The organism is Frankia sp. AgB1.9, from assembly GCF_016786355.1.
In the GTDB taxonomy this organism is placed as follows: domain Bacteria; phylum Actinomycetota; class Actinomycetes; order Frankiales; family Frankiaceae; genus Pseudofrankia.
In genome coordinates this window covers 1-17,228 of record NZ_JADWYX010000084.1, presented here as the reverse complement: position 1 = coordinate 17,228, position 17,228 = coordinate 1, and the positions used below count along the sequence as shown (strand labels likewise).

17 protein-coding genes are annotated in these 17,228 nt (G+C 68.8%); 5 read left to right on the top strand and 12 right to left on the bottom strand.

Going from position 1 to position 17,228, the window contains the following annotated elements; translation table 11 throughout:
* Window positions 1-280: 280 nt before the first annotated feature.
* A complete protein-coding gene (locus tag I6A60_RS27955; protein WP_203015371.1) occupies window positions 281-1,393 on the bottom strand; it encodes a hypothetical protein in 1,113 nt (370 codons plus the stop codon).
* 350 nt (window positions 1,394-1,743) lie between these two features.
* Window positions 1,744-3,120, bottom strand: coding sequence for an XRE family transcriptional regulator (locus I6A60_RS27950; protein WP_203042340.1), 1,377 nt, complete (start codon window positions 3,118-3,120; stop codon window positions 1,744-1,746).
* 289 nt (window positions 3,121-3,409) lie between these two features.
* On the opposite strand from I6A60_RS27950, the gene I6A60_RS27945 reads away from it, so the two are divergent.
* Together I6A60_RS27945 and I6A60_RS27940 are read left to right on the top strand one after the other, a co-directional pair.
* Window positions 3,410-3,886 carry a hypothetical protein gene (locus I6A60_RS27945; RefSeq protein WP_203015365.1) on the top strand — a complete coding sequence of 159 codons (477 nt, stop codon included), beginning with the start codon at window positions 3,410-3,412 and terminating at the stop codon, window positions 3,884-3,886.
* Window positions 3,883-4,500, top strand: coding sequence for a hypothetical protein (locus tag I6A60_RS27940; RefSeq protein WP_203015363.1), 618 nt, complete (start codon window positions 3,883-3,885; stop codon window positions 4,498-4,500). Before I6A60_RS27945 ends, I6A60_RS27940 begins: the two co-directional genes overlap by 4 nt.
* 192 nt (window positions 4,501-4,692) lie before the next feature.
* Here I6A60_RS27940 and I6A60_RS27935 read toward each other — a convergent pair whose 3' ends face one another.
* A complete protein-coding gene (locus I6A60_RS27935) occupies window positions 4,693-5,235 on the bottom strand; it encodes a nuclear transport factor 2 family protein (RefSeq protein WP_203015362.1) in 543 nt (180 codons plus the stop codon).
* 129 nt (window positions 5,236-5,364) lie between these two features.
* Between I6A60_RS27935 and I6A60_RS27930 the strand changes: the two genes are divergently transcribed.
* Window positions 5,365-6,063, top strand: coding sequence for an SDR family NAD(P)-dependent oxidoreductase (locus tag I6A60_RS27930; RefSeq protein WP_203015361.1), 699 nt, complete (start codon window positions 5,365-5,367; stop codon window positions 6,061-6,063).
* A 62-nt stretch (window positions 6,064-6,125) separates the two neighbouring features.
* Here the strand turns inward: I6A60_RS27930 and I6A60_RS27925 are convergent, their stop codons facing one another.
* The 9 genes from I6A60_RS27925 to I6A60_RS27885 form a co-directional block, all read right to left on the bottom strand.
* Entirely contained in the window at window positions 6,126-6,929 is an 804-nt protein-coding gene (locus I6A60_RS27925) for an SDR family oxidoreductase (RefSeq protein ID WP_203015360.1), read from the bottom strand.
* A 28-nt stretch (window positions 6,930-6,957) separates the two neighbouring features.
* Window positions 6,958-8,256, bottom strand: a complete 1,299-nt coding sequence (locus I6A60_RS27920; protein WP_203015359.1) for an acyl-CoA dehydrogenase family protein — start codon at window positions 8,254-8,256, stop codon at window positions 6,958-6,960.
* An 84-nt stretch (window positions 8,257-8,340) separates the two neighbouring features.
* Window positions 8,341-9,501 carry a thiolase family protein gene (locus I6A60_RS27915; RefSeq protein WP_203015358.1) on the bottom strand — a complete coding sequence of 387 codons (1,161 nt, stop codon included), beginning with the start codon at window positions 9,499-9,501 and terminating at the stop codon, window positions 8,341-8,343.
* Window positions 9,498-9,920 (bottom strand): Zn-ribbon domain-containing OB-fold protein, encoded by a 423-nt coding sequence (locus I6A60_RS43720; protein WP_203015357.1) that lies wholly within the window; start codon window positions 9,918-9,920, stop codon window positions 9,498-9,500. Before I6A60_RS43720 ends, I6A60_RS27915 begins: the two co-directional genes overlap by 4 nt.
* Window positions 9,917-11,122, bottom strand: a complete 1,206-nt coding sequence (locus tag I6A60_RS27905; protein WP_203015355.1) for a CaiB/BaiF CoA-transferase family protein — start codon at window positions 11,120-11,122, stop codon at window positions 9,917-9,919. Before I6A60_RS27905 ends, I6A60_RS43720 begins: the two co-directional genes overlap by 4 nt.
* A 24-nt stretch (window positions 11,123-11,146) precedes the next feature.
* Complete coding sequence (locus tag I6A60_RS27900) at window positions 11,147-12,415, bottom strand: amidohydrolase family protein (RefSeq protein WP_203015353.1); 1,269 nt, start codon at window positions 12,413-12,415, stop codon at window positions 11,147-11,149.
* A gap of 105 nt (window positions 12,416-12,520) precedes the next feature.
* Window positions 12,521-13,084: a nuclear transport factor 2 family protein gene (locus tag I6A60_RS27895; protein WP_203015352.1), complete on the bottom strand. Its 564-nt coding sequence runs from the start codon at window positions 13,082-13,084 to the stop codon at window positions 12,521-12,523.
* Window positions 13,085-13,130: 46 nt separating this feature from the next.
* Window positions 13,131-14,063 (bottom strand): NAD(P)-dependent oxidoreductase, encoded by a 933-nt coding sequence (locus I6A60_RS27890; protein WP_307873902.1) that lies wholly within the window; start codon window positions 14,061-14,063, stop codon window positions 13,131-13,133.
* Window positions 14,064-14,250: 187 nt separating this feature from the next.
* On the bottom strand, window positions 14,251-15,162 hold the full coding sequence (locus I6A60_RS27885) for an enoyl-CoA hydratase (protein WP_203015379.1): 912 nt from the start codon (window positions 15,160-15,162) through the stop codon (window positions 14,251-14,253).
* 332 nt (window positions 15,163-15,494) lie between these two features.
* On the opposite strand from I6A60_RS27885, the gene I6A60_RS27880 reads away from it, so the two are divergent.
* Together I6A60_RS27880 and I6A60_RS27875 are read left to right on the top strand one after the other, a co-directional pair.
* Window positions 15,495-16,295, top strand: a complete 801-nt coding sequence (locus I6A60_RS27880; protein WP_203015348.1) for an SDR family NAD(P)-dependent oxidoreductase — start codon at window positions 15,495-15,497, stop codon at window positions 16,293-16,295.
* 213 nt (window positions 16,296-16,508) lie between these two features.
* Window positions 16,509-17,228: ABC transporter substrate-binding protein (locus tag I6A60_RS27875; RefSeq protein ID WP_203055738.1), on the top strand; the 720-nt coding region annotated here is incomplete at its 3' end.

Sequence of the window (17,228 nt, the reverse complement as noted above, 5' to 3'; positions counted from 1 at the left end):
GTCTCGTACGCCCCTGGTGTTAGTAGGATTGCGCCCAAGCGCGTATCCTCTTGCAGTGACAATGCGATGCGCCCTGGAGCGGACAGCTCAAACCCAGCTGTTACCGCAGACAGTAGCCTGCGCGTAACGGCCTCCATGCTTGGAATCGTTATTTCAAATCGGTACTCCGAATAGAGCCCTGTACGAATTTCTAGATCCCCACGTCGCGACCAGGTCGCGGCAGGAATCACCATTTCCCCGATCTCTTCCCGGCGGGGCAAACCTTTGAAGATCGGGCCACTCAGTCGCAAGAATGTGTAACCTGCGCCATCGAAACTGATCGGGGGCGCGAATCGGATCGGAGTCCTGTCCTGAAAGTGGTGGACCTCGACTTCTTTTGCAACCCGCAAGCCCTATCAAATACAAACCATTGACGAATGTCGACACGTCGCGCGTGCACGTCATTCAAAGTGAGATAGGTGTACGGACTCGGCCTCGGATCTGCGGGAAATCGGTGTCCACTGCGGATCTCGTCCGCACTCTTTTCTAGACCGAGGGTCAACGCAATGTTGTCTAGAATCTCTTCGGCAACGTGACTACTCGCCAGAATAAGATCTGGACTGAACTCGTCTGGCCTGGCGAGTCGCCCAGCCAGCTGAGCCTTGAAGTTGATCCAATTATCTACCCCTGTGGCAGGGATAATAAACATCGGCGGGTTTTTGAAGTCGAGGCTTTGCAGTGCGCGAAGGTTCCAAAAATGGATATGATCGCCGATTATGGTATCATCAACGACCCAAGCGATAGCCGGCGTCGCAAACGGGCCATTTGCCGCAAAGTGCCAGTCAAGGCTTGCGCGAGTTCTTTCAAGTAGCGTAGTTTTGGCCAGCTGTGCACGGGCAACCTCATCGGCTGTTACTGGACGCCGTACCTTGAAGGGAAGATCGCCGATGCTGGCGAGACCATCGTCAGTTAGGTCACCGGCTCCGACGATCTCCCACAGATTCCTGTCAGGAGTCGAAATGATGTATGCCTCAGTTGACGCCGAGCTGGGTATGCACGCCGGATGCGCGGTCCATTTTGTCGGCCCACGATGGTCAATGCTTGCTAGGGGCGTCAGTGGAAGGCCGAGTCTCGCTGCCGCCCTTTCCGCCAGATCGTCTGGAAGATTGATATTAACGGCCCCGTCAACCTGCGATACCTCGGCTACCTGGCGATACCAATCCGATACAAGGCTCTCACTCTCTGGCGAAGTCGAGACGGGAACAATTGGCTCGGTTACCCCACCCCAACGGCTACTCGCCTCCTGAACGGCCCTAATGAGCCCGACTTTGTTGTCCTCGGCGATGAGATAGAGCGCTCGCGCGGGAGCAAGGACGGCGTTAACTACGGTTGGGCCGACGTACGATTCGGGCATTCGAATTCTCGCAACCTCGGTGGGTCCCGTTGGGCAGATCGGACGCTATTCAGTCGGAGTAGCATAGTCTCTCCCCTAACCACAAGGATGCTGGCCTAAGCTTTTGGAGTGGCGGCCCGTGCGGACACCAGACAGCGACGGGCCGACGTCTCCGACGCGCGCGGGCGGGTTGCAGCCCGACGCGCGGGGGTGCCGGGCACGCCAGCGCACGGCGGGTCCCCCGTGCGTGGCGGGCTGACGGGTCCTGCCCGTGCGTGGCGCGTGCGGTGGCACGACGCGGCGGCCGAAGGCCGCCCTTGAAACCGAAAAGAAAGTCTGCGGTGGCGATCTTCGGATACTGTCGCGGCAGGTCAGGCGGTGCGGGCGGCGGGTAGGGCCTTGCGGGCGGACACGACGATCTCGCCCAGGTCTCGGACGGCGGGGAGGTCGGGCCAGCGGACGTTCATCTCCTGCCAGTACTGGCCTGCGCGCTGGATCACGCCCCGCGTCGGCGTGCCGTCCACGACGGTGAGGGCGTTGGTCGCGACCAACGCCGCCTGTTCGGGCTCGGGGTCGGGTCGGCGGAGGTAGGTGAGGCAGAGCGTCGTGTACTTCCCGCCGAGTTGGACGTAGTGGCCTGGTGCCGTGGCGAGTTCGACGGCGAGGCCGGTCCTGGCGTGTTGTTCGGCGCGGATGCCGTCTCCGAGGTGCGCGAGCACTACGGCGAGGAATGCGTGGGCGAAGGCGTCGTCGCCGGGGTTGGGGCCCGGCACGATGCCACCGGTCCAGATGTGTTCCTGCATGTCGGTGAGTGCGGCGCGGGCTTGTTCGGGGCGGCCTGCTAGTGCTGCGGCTCGCGCCTCGCATCCGGCGAGAACGGGTCGGGTGAAGGGGTGTGCGGCGGGTCGGGCGTCGGCGGCGATGTCGGCGGCCTGGGCGTGCGCTCCTGCGAAGTAGGCCAGTGATGAACGCATGACGGCGACGGACCCGGCGAGAAGTGCGACGTCCGATCGGGTCGGCAAAAGGTCCCGGGCCTGGTCGGCGTGCTGGGTCGCTACGTGGAGGAACGCGCGGGCTGAGTCGTCGTCGCCCATGTCGAACGCGAGCATGCCCAGGTAGAACGCGAGGTTGCCCGCGACCAAGGTCATGCGCCCGCGGACGCGGGGCGACACCCGGCCGTCGAGAACCCGTTCGGCGCTGGTCCAGCGCGTTCCGACGGTCGTGGCAATTTCGACGTGAGGCGTGCCGCGATACTTCTCGGCGATGCGGTGCAGATCTGCTTCGTACTGGTCGAGGGTGAGCGGGTCGGGGTCTGCGTGGGCGATGCGGCGGGAGAGGTCCGCGGCCGCCGGGCCCAGTGCCAGTAGGCGAAGCGCGTCACGTCGGTCCGTCGAACTCGCCTCCTCGGTCGCGCGGCTTGTACTGAGACCATGGTCACCTGCCCGGTGGGCTAGGACCAGCGGCCCGGAATGCGTGAGGGCTGGGTCACGCGGTCGCATCAGTGGCGGCCCGAAGAGCGTCGCGAAGTCGACGTCGAACATCGCCTTGAGCACGGCGGGCGCAGGGGCGCGCGGTTCAGTGACTTCTCCGGCGATCCAGCGTTTTGCGGTGCGTTCGGCGAGGTAACCGCTGCCGATGGTGAGGTCGATGGCGCATTTCTGGTAGGCGCGGCAGAACCGGCTCGCGCTCCAGCCGCGCTCGACCAGAAGGGCGGCAAGGTGCGTGCGTGGGGTGGCGCTGTGGGTCATGGCGTCTCCGACGGGCGCGGGGGCTGCGCTGATCGTCGCTTGTCCCGGCGGCGTTGTCAGCGGCGCACTGCGGGTTGCCGGCAAGTGGCCCGAAGTGGCCCGGCATGTCTCTGGACAGGTCGATAAGGGCCAAGGCCCGCTTCGCCCGGGCCATTGTCACTGACGGCGTTCGCCCGGGCACCAATCGTGGAGGCCGTCGGTTCCGGTCGGGCTGGCGTCGAGCCCTCGGCCGGGGCCGGCCTGACGGCGGCTCGTGACGCGGGCCGCGGGGTCTGCGACGGGAGGCATGGTGACCACGGCAGTGATCGAATGGAGTGGAGGTGTCGGCCGCGCAGTAGAGGTCCCGGCGCTGGCGCCGCTCGGGCGCGATGGGCTGGTGATGGCCCGGCCGTTCGCGTCGCCGGAAGGCCGGTCGTCGGGGCCCGTGGGGGTGCTGGTGCCTCGGCGGCTGTCGGTCCGGTGGGCGTTCGAGCTGGTCGCGACGTATCCGGAGGTCGGGCCGATAGCGGTGTGGCCTCGGGAAGTATCGGCGGCGTCGACCGCGGTGGCCCTCGCGTTCGGCGGCCTGCTCGCAGCGGCGGCCCCGGCTGGGTCGTTGGCCCCGGTCGTATGTGCGGGTCGTCCGCCGGTGCGCCGCACGCGCCCGTTGGTCTGTCATGACGTGCGGGCGAACGTGAATGGCCGGCGGGTCGAGGTGGCGGTGTGGGAGTTGCGCCCGTTCGCGCGAGCTGCTGCCATCGCGCTGACGAACGGCCAGGCGGCGTGACCGCCTTGGCGCTGTGTGGGTGTAACAACCCGGCGGACGGTTGGGAGAACTGGTCCGGGGTCGGGATCGCGGTGAACGCGCGTATGTACGCGTTGAAGATCGGCCAGCCTCAGTTGGCGGCGAAAGCGAAGGTCCCGTTGGAAGCGCTCCGCGCCGCGCAGAGCGGACAGGGTCCGCGGAAGCTGTCGAACGCGCAGCTCGGCGCGATCTCCGCGGCGCTGGACTTCCCCGCGGACTACCTCACGCGGCTACTCGCCCGGGAGATCGCCGGCGACAGCAAAGCCGAGGCACGCGCGGAGGTCGACCCGACTCCCCCGGTCCTGGTGGGTCTCCCTGAAGCGCGGCGCCCGGGGGACGGCGAGGCGTGGGAGGCGGGGGCCGACGCGGAATGGCCAAGCGTCATGGCGTCGGGGCTCGTCGTCCTGGTCCGCCCGCGGCCTGGGGACAGCCCGGCGGAGGTCGTGCGGCTGCTGACCGCTGTGCCAAGCATGCTGGCGTTCGTGACCGCGCTGGGCGATGAACGGCCAGTGCTGGTGTTCGGCCCGGCGGACGATCCGCCATCGGAGCGTGAAGTGCTGCGCGCCGTGGTCTCGACGATGAACAACGGTCAGTAACGACGGTCGGGGGCGGGGCCTGGCCGTGCGTGGGCTTGATCGCCGTTTTGGACCTGGCGTGGTCGTGACGGGCGCGTTCCTACGACCACCGCAGGGCCGAAACGGCGATCAAGGCCCGCGCGGTGGCCCGCGATCCAGGACCAAGCATCACGCGTCGACATCCTGATCACTGACAGGCCCCGCGCGGGCCGCTCAGTCGCCGGGGAGCGGTGCCGGGGGTCGGGCCCAGTAGTCGTCGAAGGTGGGCCAGCCCTCTGGCATCCGGCTACCCCGCATCGGGCCGGCCTGCCCCTCGGCGGCGAGCACCCGCTCGGTGCCGTGCTCCGGATGCCCGAACTCCTGCCGGTACCACGACTTCACCCGCCGCCGGCGGAACACCCAGCCGTCGCCGGACCGCTCGTAGGTGTCCCAGTACGCCAGCGCCAGGTCGAACCAGTGCTCGGGCTCGGTGACGTGGTGGTGCGCCCGGCAGTACACGACGCCGTGGGCGTGCTCGTCGTCGTCGAAATCGATCACGTGATTACCGACCAGGTGCATCGAGCAGTGGAACAGCCGCAGGCGGTTGTCGTAGAAGGTCCGCACTCCGGCTCGACCCGGGCCGTAGCGGCCATTGCTCACGTCGTCGGCGAAGAGCTCGGCAAGGGAGTCCAGGTCCTTGCCGTCAACCGCGAGGGCGTAGCGCTCCGCGAGCTGGCGGATCTGGTCCCGGGCCAGCAGCTGCTCGATCGCGTTCATGCTTCCCCACTTCCTCCGACCGTCCAACAAGTATAAGCTATTTGCATTAAATCTTGAGATTTCCCGGCCGCGGCTTACCGCACCGAAACCGCGGTGGCCGCGCCGTCGAACGAAGGAGCGTCGCAGGAGATGGACACGGACGTCGCGATCGTCACGGGTGGGGCAGGCGACCTCGGGCGCGGAGTCTGCCGGGCTCTCACGAAGGCCGGGGCGACGGTGGTCGCGCTCGATCTCGACCCGTCGCGCGCGGACGGGGTGGAACGCGCCCTGCGCTGCGACGTCATGGACCCGGCCGCCTGCGCCTCGGCGGTCGAGGAGGTCGTCCGTGACTTCGGCGGCGTGAGCACGCTGGTCAACCTCGCCCAGGGCTGGAACAAGATGCCGCTGCTGGAGGTCTCCGAGGCCGAGATGCGCCTGGTCTTCGAGTCGGGCCCGATGGCGTCGCTGCGGATGATGCAGCTGTGCCACCCGCACCTGAAGGCCCGCGGCGGCGGCGCGGTCATCAACTGCGCGTCGGCGTCCGGGACCCAGGGCGGGGTGCGCGGCGAAGGGGTGTACGCCGGAGCCAAGGAGGCCATCCGCGGCATCACCAAGCACGCCTCCGTCGAGTGGGGACCGGACAACATCCGGGTCAACGTGCTGTGCCCGGTCGCCACGAATGACCCGAACCGCTGGCCGCCGACCGTGATCGACAAGATTCCGCTCGGCCGGCTCGGCGACCCGGAGACGGACGTCGGCGGGACGGTCGTGTTCCTCGCCGGGCCCAGTGGTTCGTTCATCACCGGCCGCACACTGTTCATCGACGGCGGCGCCGGCATGTACCGGTAAGCCCTCGCGCTTCTTCTCGGTGCGTTCCGGAAACGATCGGGGCGCGCCGAGAACCGAGGCAGTTACCGTCCGGCAGGGCGGTCGCGGCCGGCGAAGGCAGACATCTGCTCGCCGCCCGGATGACCCAGCCCGGCGCCGCCGTCCACCGGGAAGATGTGGCCCGTCGTGTAGCTGGCAAGGTCCGAAAGCAGGAACAGCACCGCGGCCGCGACCTCACTCGCCTCACCGCGCCGGCGCAGCGGAATCCCGGGAGCGACCTCGCCACGTTCCTGGTCGCCGGTACGGGTCGTCCCGGGCGAGACGGCGTTGACGCGGATGCCGTGCGGGCCCCAGGCTAGCGCCATCGACCGGGTCAGCGCCTCCAGGCCGGCCTTCGCCGCCGCGTAGGCGCCGAGCAGCGGGGCCCCGCGGGCGGCCCCGGACGAGATGTTGACGATGCTGCCGGTCTCCCCCGCGGCCAGCAGCGCCGCGCCGACCTCCCGGCAGGAGACCGGCACGTAACGCAGGTTCCGCTCCAGCACCCGGTCGAAGGAGTCCAGCGGCTGCGCGGTGGGCCGGTGGTACTCGCCCGCCGCGCCGCCCACCACGTTGACCAGGTTCCTGATCGGTCCCAGCTCGTCCTGGAGCCGGGCGATGGCGGCGACCAGCGATCCCTCGTCCAAAACGTCGGCCACCACCGCCGCGCCGGTGACCCCCGTCGCCCTGACCAGCCCGAGCAGTGCCTCGGCGTGGTCGGCGTTGTGCGTGATCACGGCGACGGGCGCGCCGGCGCTGGCCGCGGCGGCCGCGACGGCGGAGCCGATGCCGGCTCCGCCACCGCCGACCACCAGGGTGGGCCGGCCGGTCAGGTCGAGGCGGCTACGCACGTTGACCCGTTCTCGCCCACGCCCGGTCTCAGCCGTCGACTTCCTTGAGCCGCTCCGCGAAGTGAGCGGCCGCCTCGGACCGCCGGGTCGGGATGTGCTGGGTCGGCCACAGGCCAGGCGCCGGCTTGTACTGCTTGAGCACCCGACGGCTCAGGGTGGCCTTGTGGATCTCCGAGGGGCCGTCCGAGAAGCCGGTGACGAACTGGATCAGGAACATCCTGACGAGATCCAGCTCCGTGGTGATGCCCAGCGCTCCGTGGACCTGGATCGCCCGGCCGACGATGTCCTGGATCAGCCGCGGCGCCAGGATCTTGACGGCCGCGATGTCCTCCCGGACCCGGGAGTAGTCGTTGTAACGGTCGATCTTCCAGGCGGTCCGCAGGACCAGCAGCCGGAACTGCGCGAGCTCCGCCCACGAGTCCGCGACGTATCCCTGGACGTACTGCTTGTCGGCGAGCAGGCTGCCGCGGGTCGTGCGGCTGAGGACCCGCTCGCACATCATGTCCAGCGCGCGCTGGCACACGCCGACGGCGCGCATGGCGTGGTGCACCCGGCCACCACCCAGCCGGGTCTGCGCCACCGCGAAACCCTGGCCCGGCTCGCCGAGGAGGTTCTCCGCCGGCACCCGCACGTTGTCGTAGTGGACGAGCGAGTGACCGCCCTCGTCCTCGGTCTCGCCGTACAGCCCGATGTTGCGCTCAATCCGGACACCCGGAGTCGCTCGGGGCACCAGGAACATCGAGAAGGCGTTGTGGACGGTGGCGTCGGGATCGGTGCGGACCATCACGACGAGGAACTCCGCCCACCGCGCGTGCGAGGAGAAGAACTTCCAACCGTTGATGACCCAGTCGTCGCCGTCCCGCACCGCGCCGCAGGTGAACTGGCCCGGGTCCGAGCCACCCTGCGGCTCGGTCATCGAATAGCAGGAGACGATCTCGCCGTCCAGCAGCGGCCGCAGGTATCGGGCCTTCTGCTCCGCGGTGCCATAGTGCGCGAGCACCTCGGCATTCCCGGTGTCGGGCGCCTGCGTCCCGAAGACGAGCGCCGCCCAGTGCGACCGGCCGAGGATCTCGTTCATCAGGGCGAGCTTCAGCTGCCCGTAGCCCTGACCGCCGAGGTCGGGGCCGAGGTGGCAGGCCCACAGATCCTGGTCGCGGACCCGCTGCTGCAGCGAGCGCACGACCTTCGCGACGTCGGGGTCCATCGGCCGCTTGTAGACGTCACGCGGGTGAAGCACATCAAGCGGCTCGACCTCCTCGCGGACGAAGGTCTCGATCCAGTCGAGCTTTGCCTGAAACTCGGCGTCGGTCTCGAATTCCCAGCTCACGAACGTCTCCTCTGGCGGTCTCGGGCAGCACGGCGTCGGACAGCGCGGCAGCGGACAGCGCGGCCTTTTCTCACGAGTCGGCCGTCACGAGCCGGCCGTCAGGACCATGGCGCCGCATTGCGGATAGAGGCCGGAGGCGACCAGCGCGACGCGGGCGTCGGGCACCTGCCGCGCGTCGCACTGCCCCCGCAGCTGAAGCACCGCCTCGTTCAGGAAGCTGACGCCGTGCAGCCGGCCCTCGGCCAGCTGCCCGCCCGCGGTGTTCATCGGCAGCTCGCCACCGGGCCCGATCCGGTCGCCGTTCCCGATCCAGTCGCCGGACTCACCGAGACCGCAGAAGCCGAGCGCCTCCAGCCAGTGCAAGGTGACGGAGGTGAAGCCGTCGTAGATCTGCGCCACGTCGATGTCGGCCGGACCGAACGCGGAGCGTTCCCAGAGACGCTGCGCACACGGAATCGTCCCGCCGTAGAGGTAGTCCGCGCCGAAGATCCAGTCCACCTCGGGGCCGGTGCCGTACGCCATCGAGTCGATCAGCACCGGCCGTTGGCACAGGTCACGGGCTCGCTCCGCGGTGGTGATGACGGTCGCGACGGCCCCGTTGACCGGGTAGTCGCAGTCGAGCAGCCGCAGCGGGTCGGCGATCATCCGCGACCCGAGGTAGTCGTCCATCGAGATCGGGTCACGCAGCACGGCGCGGGGATTGAGCGCCGACCAGCGGCGGGCGTTGACCGCGATGCGGCCGAAATCCTCCTCGCCTCGGCCGTACTGCGCCATCCAACGCTGCTTGACCAGCGCCATGTTCATCAGAATGCCGCCGAGATAGCCGTACGGCGTGAGGAACTGGTCGGCGCCGCCGATCCGGTCCGGGCCGGTGCGGACGCCACCGGTGTGACCGGCAGCCCGGGTGAGGCAACGGAAGGCCAGCACCGTCTCGCACACACCCGACGCAACCGCCATCACGCCGGCGAGCGGACCGGCCAGCCCGGACGGATTCGTCGGCATGATGTCGGCGAACGCCGTGAGGTTCGGCGCGCCGATCATCCGGGCGACATCCTGCGCTCCCGGCGACTCCGGCCCGAACTTGTACTCGAAGATGCCGTCGACGGCCGCTCCGGGCAGGCCGGCGTCCGCGAGCGCCTCGCTGACCGCCGCATAGGCGAGCCGACGGGGAAGAGGCGTCCCGTCTCGGCTCAGCGGCGAGTACCCGACGCCGACGATGGCGACGTCGCGGGACAGCGCGCTCATTCGCTCTCCCCGGCGGGACGGAACTGCGGCAACGCCACGTCGCCCCGCTGCTCGAACGTCACCTCGACCGGCATGCCGACCGCCAGCTTCGCGAGGTCCGCGCCGACGACGTTGGTGAGAATCCGCAGACCGGCCTGTTCCGCAAGCTCGACGAGGCCGACGACATAAGGCAGGTGGTCGACGAAGCGCTGGTGAAAGCCGCGTTCGACGACCGTGTAGGAATACAGCGAGCCACGTCCGCTGACGGCCGTCGGCGCCAGGTCCTCGCACTGGCAGTGCACGCAGACGATGTCCGGCGGGAACTGGAACCGCGCGCACCCCACGCACCGCTGTAACAGCAGCAGGCCGGCGCTCGCGCCCTCCCAGTAGAAACGCGAGACCTCGTCGGGCTCGGGAACGGGCCGGGATTCCGCGCTCACACGACCGCCCCCTTGATCTTCGCTTCGAGAATGGCGTCGGTGTCCCACCCGAGCGACTCCAGAACCGCTTCGGTGTCGGCCCCGAACTCGGGGGCCGGGCGCAGCGTCGGCGGGGTCCCGTCGAACTGCACCGGGGAGCCGACGATGGCCAGCTCGTGGCCGCCGTCGTAGCGCACCTGGTGGACGAACTGGTTCGCCTGGACCTGCGGGTCCCGGAGCACCTCGGAGACGGTGTTCAGCACGTCCCACTGGCCTTCCTGCGTTGCCAGCCGGTCGCGCCACACCGCCAGCGGCTCGGCCAGGAACGTCGCGTCCAGCTCTGCCACGCAGGCCTCGGCGTTCGCCGCCCGGGCCTTGGCGTCGGCGAACCGCGGGTCGGCGGCCAGGTCGTCCCGGCCGATCGCGGCGCAGAAGCCGGACCAGAAGCGGTCAGCCTGCAGCATGCACAGGGAGACCCAGCGGCCGTCCGCGGTGGGATACGAGTTGACCAGCACGTTGAAGGGACGGTTGCGCGACGTCCGCGGCATCTCGTCCAGGCCGGCCGCCGCCGCCCCGGTGATCGACATCTGCATCGCCCACATCGCGGTCGCCAGGAGCGAGCCCTCGACGATGGAGCCCTCGCCGGTCCGGGCCTTCTTCGCCAGCGCCGCCGCGACGCCACCGGCCAGCACGAGTCCGCTGGTCGCGTCACCGAACGCGCCCGCCGGCAGGGTCACCGGGTCCGCCCCGGGCGTCGTCGTCGCGGCCGCGGCTCCGCTGCGGGCCCAGAAGGTGATCCCGTCGTAGCCGCCCTTGTCGGCGTCCGGGCCCCGCGAGCCCTGTCCCGTGCCGGCGGCGTAGATGATCGCCGGGTTGGCGGCGCGGATCGACGCGACGTCGATGCCGAGTCCGGCCCGCTGCGCCGGCAGGATGCTGGTCAGGAAGACGTCCGCATCGGCGACCAGCTGGTGGATGATGCGCTGCGCGTCGGGATGCCGCAGGTCGAGCGCCATGGCGCGCTTTCCCCGGTTCCACATCTCCCAGGTGTAGCGAGGCCCGTCGGGCGTGATTCCCGCCGTCACCAGGGCGCGCACCGGGTCGCCGTCCGGACTCTCGATCTTGACGACGTCGGCGCCCCACTCGGCGAGCACCGCGCCCGCGGCGGGAACCATGGCCCACATCGACACTTCCACGACGCGCACGCCGTCCAGCACACCCGCCATACCGAACTCCCTCGCTCCCTCTCGTCACCCGCGGTTGAGCAGCGACCGCCAGGTGCCCGCTGACTCGGCGGCCCGCTGCGCGGCGGGCTTCGGGCTGATGTCCCAGCCCTCGGCGCGCCTGCGCAGCGCGCCGACCGTCGCGAGCTCCCGCGGGATGTGCGCGAAGGGGTCGTACTGGAAATGGCGGATGGCGTTCAGATGGGTGATCTTGTTGATGTCCGCGTCGGGCACGCCGGCCAGCCGCTTGTCCACCAGCTCGGGCGAGTGCGGCCAGGTCGTGTCGGAATGGGGGTAGTCGCACTCCCACATGACGTTGTCGAGGTTCAGGTGCGCCCGGGTCTCGATCCCGACCGCGTCGTCGATGAAGCACGAGATCACGTGCTCGTTGAAGATCTCCGAGGGGAGCCGGCCGCCGAGGTCCGTCTTCGTCCAGGCGCGGGTGTGGTTGTAGATGTAGTCGACCCGTTCCAGGAAGTACGGCACCCAGCCGGTGCCGCCCTCCGACAGTGCGACCCGCAGCTCGGGGAACTTCCGGAACATCGGGCTCCACAGCACGTCCGCGGCCGCCTCGAACAGGTTGATCGGCGACAGCGAGTAGAGCACCTCGATCGGCGCGTCCGGGGACGTCGTGGGCGACTGCGACGACGAGCCGAGGTGCATGCAGACCACGGTTCCGGTCTCGACGCACGCCTTCCAGACCGGGTCCCAGTAGTCGGTGTGGACGCTCGGCAGACCCAGCGCGAACGGATTCGACGAGAACGTGAGGGCGTGGCACCCCTTCGCCGCCACCCGGCGGACCTCGGCCGCCGTCGCCTCGCCGTCCCACAGCATCGGCAGCGCCAGTGGGATGAAGCGCCCCGGATACGAGCCGGCCCAGTCGTCGATGTGCCAGTCGTTGTACGCCCGGACCATCGCCGCGGCCTGCTCGCGGTCCGGCGTGTTCATGAACAGCTGCCCGCAGAACCGGACGAAGGACGGGAAGGACATCGAGCCCAGCACGCCGTTGGCGTCCATGTCCCTGACCCGGGAGTGCACGTCGTAGCAGCCGGGCCGCAGCTGGGCGAGGCTCGCCGGCTCGAAGCCGAGCTCCTCACGGGGACGCCCGGCGACCGCGTTCAGCGCGACGTTGGGGATCTCGATGCCCTCGTACACCCAGGCCATCGCCCCGTCCGCGCGCTCGATCAGGCGCGGCGCTTTGTCCTGGTACTTCGCGGACAGGCGGCCCTCGAACAGGTTGGGCGGCTCGATGACATGATCGTCAACACTCACCAGGATAAGGTCGTCGAGGTTCATGGGCGCTCCCGTCCGTTCATCGGCGCCACCGCCTGTTTTGAGGGTCTTCTTCCAGTTCCGCGGTCTCGCGGCGTCGAGGCAGGAGAACAGCGTTCCGGTCGCGGACTAGCTTTCGTCGTCGGCCGGCGCGTCGAGGTTGCTGGTGAAATGGTCGTCACCCAGATAGGCGCCGCGCCGTTCCCTGATGAGCCAGCGGCCGTCGACCTTGCGCAGCTGCCACTGGTTGTTGCCGGCGCTCAGAACACGCGTGCCCTGGTCGTCGGCGACGATGGCGACCTGGTAGCCCCTGGCCACCGCCTCGTCGCCCTGGATATCGGTCACCAGGTTGTTGCCCTGCAGATGCATGGACTTACCGTAGAGCGCGGGGCTGTGGTGGCCCTTCGGGTGGGTGATGAAGTCCCGGACCCCGTCCTTGGTCTCGTAGAGGACCCATTCTCCGGACCCGAAAGCCGCGCGGGCCTTCGCGCTGGCCGCGACCTTGATACGGCCGTCCTCGGTGTACAGCTCGACGAATTCCTCGTCCTTGCAGGTGTCCGCGGTGTAGCCGTACTGAGCCAGGAGATCGCGGATCGCCCGGTCGTCCTCCAGCTCCCGAACCCGGGCCGTCAGATCGGCGACGGTGGCGGCTAACGCGGTCAGTTTCGCGGAGAGGTCACTGGTCTCGCTCATGTCCACACTCCAGGGAGGATTCGCTGTCAGGTCCGGCCACGGCGCCCTATCGCTGGGTGATCCACTCGTGGTAGTCGCGAACAGCGGTCGCCATCGGGTACTCGACCTCGTAGCCGAGCTGCTGGCGCGCACGCTCGATGTTCATCGCGGGCCGCCGCGGGTCGATGGCCTTGGCCGACTCCTTGGCGCACTCCCCGGGGATGACCGCATTGATCCCGTCGGCGATCTCCCGGGCGCTGTACGGCTGGCCCATGCCGAGATTGAACAGCTCGGATTCGAGCCCCTCGGCCCAGCAGGCCTTGAAGGTCCCCTGGGCGGCGTCCTTCGAGTAGATCCAGTCGGCTCCGGAGATGTTCACCTCGGCCGGCTCGCCCGCTATCGACGAACGCAGCCAGCGCTCCATGGCCGTCGTGGCCCCGCCGCCGCCACCCGGCCCCCAGGGCCCGAAGACGGCCGCGAACCGGACGGCCACGACGTCGAGGCCGTAGGTCTTCCGGTACGCCCTGCCGAGGTCCTCCGCGGCCTGCTTGTTCGCGGCGTACACGTTGTTGGGGCGCGGATAGGCCTCCTCGAAGCCGTATTCGCCCTCGTCCGCGCCGCCCTCCATGCTCATGTAGAGGGTGGAGGAGCTGCACAGCACGACCCGTTCCAGCCCGAGGACTCTCGCGACCTCAAGGACATAAGCGGTACCCATCGTGTTGACCAGCGTGCTCGCGAGCGGAGCGGTATTGCTCCCGGCGGTCAGTCCACCGAACGCGGCGGTGTGAATGATCCGGGTCACGCCATAACCCGTCACCGTGGCCACGAGCTCAAGCGGATTCGTCACGTCACCGCGCACGACAGTGCACCGATCAAGATCGACGAATTCCCCGAGAGCCTCGGTCCGAGGCGAGAAGTCGAAAATCACGGGCGCGCGGCCGGCCTCCTGCTCTAACCGGGCTATCTGACAGCCCACCAGCCCACCACCTGTGATGAGCACGGTCACGTTAGACCTCCTGTGCGTCGCGCGCCCCGTAGCCAATCAAGGGAGCCGCCCTGCTCTAAACTAAGCTTGCGAGCTTAGATTAAGCTTCCCGCCTTTAGGTGTCAAGAAACGATCTTCGGGCGACCCGGCCGGCCCGTGGGAGCCACGCAGGCCTGAGCGCGTCGCGACGGGCACGGCGCGGTCAGGACGCCGGCTCGCCGCCGGCGGTGTTCTTCTCCCGCGGACGCACGGGCGGCGCGTCCTTCCAGGCCGGGACACCGTGCTCGGGCGTGCCGACCGCCCACTCCCCCTCCGTGACCCAGGCCCAGTGGGAATGGTTCAGCTCGTGCAGGGTGAAGCAGGCGTTGAGCGCGTTGTAGAAGCCCATGTTGTCCACGGACTGGTTGACGGACTCCTTGATCAGCAGCGACGTGACGGTCGGCCGCTCGGCGATGCGACGCGCGTAGGCCAGCGTGCGCCCGCCGAGCTCGTCGGCCGGGAACACCTTGCTGACCATGCCGATCTGGTGTGCCTCGTCGACGGACAGCGAGTCGCCGGTGAGCAGCAGCTCCTTGGCCCGGCGCGGGCCGAACTCCCACGGGTGGGCGAAGTACTCGACGCCGCACATACCCAGGCGGGTGCCGACCACGTCGGCGAACTCGGTGCCCTCGGCCGCGACGATCAGATCACACGCCCACATCAGCATGAGCCCGGCCGCGTACACCGTGCCATGCACCTGCGCGATCGTGATCTTTCGGAGGTTGCGCCAGCGGCGGGTGTTCTCAAAGAAGTAGTGCCACTCCTGGAGCATCAGTGACTCCGCGCCCTTGCGGGTTCCACCGTTGATCCGCCGGGTCGGGTGCTGGCCCGGGCCCGGCTCACGCTCCTGGCGGGCGACCGGCGAACCCATGTCGTGGCCGGAGGAGAACATCTTCCCGACGCCGCCGAGGATCACCACCCTGACCTCGTCGTCGGCCTCGGCCCGAAGAAACGCCTCGTGCAGCTCGACGAGCAGCCCGCGGTTCTGGGCGTTACGGGCCTCGGGCCGGTTGAGCATGATCCGCGCGACGCGGCCTTCCTCGAGCGTTTCGTAGCTGATGAAGTCCCCTGGCACCAGGCCCTCCTCGACGTCTCTCTCGACGGACACGACGGGCAGCCGCGACCACCGCCCCGGCCGGCAGTCTGGCACGCACGCCGACACATGTTAAGGACACAGCCTTGAGTTCAGCCGGCGGAGCCTCGCCGGCGAGGCGAGCCTCGTTCGGCCGCGATCGCCTTACCGTGCTCGCCAGCGACCCGCAGGCGGCCAACCCGGCCGGCCGCGCGACCCCCACGAGCAGGCGCCACTGGCGTCCACAAGTTAAGTCATCATGTACAAGTTGTGACCGTGGCGCTAGCGTCGCTCGTCACACGGAGCGAGACAGGCGACGGACGATGGAGAGGTCGATGGGGAAGTTGGAAGGGAAGGTCGCGATCGTCACCGGCGGCGCGGGCGGCATCGGGACCGGCACCTGCCGGTTGCTGGCGCGCGAGGGCGCCGCGGTCGTCGTGGCGGACATCCCCCAGGCGAAGCCGTCCGCGCTCGCCGAGGAGCTCACCCAGGCCGGCCATCGAGCGATCGCCGTCGAGGTGGACATCAGCGACGAGGCGCAGGTCGAGGGCATGGTGCGCGCGGCGCTCGACGCCTTCGGGCGCCTGGACGGCCTGCACGCCAACGCGGCGGCCACCCACCTCGTCGCCCGGGACGGACTGCTGACCGAGCTGTCCCGCGCCGACCTGGAGGAGGCCTTCCAGGTCAACGTCGTCGGCACCTGGCTGTGCTGCAAGCACGCGATTCCCGCCATGATCGAGTCAGGGGGCGGCTCCATCGTCGGGACGTCCTCCGCCGCCGCGACGCATGCCGACACCAACAAGACGGCCTACGGCATCACCAAGGCCAGCGTCGGCCAGTTGATGCGGACCGTGGCCACCCAGTTCGGCAAGCAGGGAATCCGGGCCAACACGATCCTGCCCGGCCTGATCATGCATCACCGCGTCACCAGCATGGGCGAGGACTTCAAGAAGATCATCCGCGCGAACGTGTTGACTCCCGAGTTCGGCGACGCCGATTCGATCGGGTCCCTCGTCGCCTATCTGTTCAGCGACGAGGCCCGCTATCTGCAGGGCCAGGAGATCCGGGTCGACGGCGGTATGTTCGCCCATTCTGTCCAGTTCGCGTGGGAGCAGCCGGAGCCCGCCGGCAGCTAGTACCACATCTGACAGGCCTGGCCCCGTTTCGAGGCCAGCAGATCGCTGTTTTCGCCCTCGCGGGGTTGTGGCCGCAGCGGTCCTACGACCATTTGAGAGCCAAAACGGCGATCAGGCCACCCGGCTGACCTTGCCGGAGCCGGCACCAGACGCTGTTTCCGTGGATCTTCGCAGCGCATGTCCCGGTTCCGGCCTTGATGAGGACTGGAACCGATGATCAGTACAGCAAGACCTCGATTAGCGCGCACCGCCAGTTCGGCCGCGGCGATAGGTATTCTCCTGGCTCCATTGACCGCGTGTGGTCATCCAGGAGCGTCCTCCGCCGGAGCCTGCACTACCGTCGGCATATCTGGCAAGCAGATCCACGCCGGCCTGTTGCTGACGGAGACCGGAGCCTTCGCGACCTCGTTCCCGGCCTTCCGCGCGGGTGTCGACGCTCGCCTCGAAATGGCCAACGACACGGGCGGCGTGAACGGTAGGCAGATCACGTATTCGTACGAGGACGACGGCTCGGACCCCAACCTCAACGGGGCGGCGGCCCACCGGCTCGTGGAGCAACAGAAGGTGTTCGGTGTCATGGAGGGCGCCGTCGACGGCGCCGGATCGGCGGACTATCTGGCGACCGCCGGTATCCCGGTGACCGGAGTGGGCGCCGACCCCTCCTGGGGCCAGCACCGGAACATGTTCGCCACGTCCTACTACCTGGCGGACGGCCCGTCGGTCAGCACCTGGGGCGACTTCGTCCATCGCGAGGGCGGGACCCGCGCCGCGCTCGTCGACACCGCGTACAGCGAGACCGCTCCGATCTTCAGCAGGCAGATGTCCGACAGCCTGCAGTCCGCCGGCGTCACGGTCGTCCTGCGCGCGCAGGTGACCCCCAACATCACCGACTTCACCCGGCTCGTCGGCCAGATCAAGAACGCCCACGCCGAC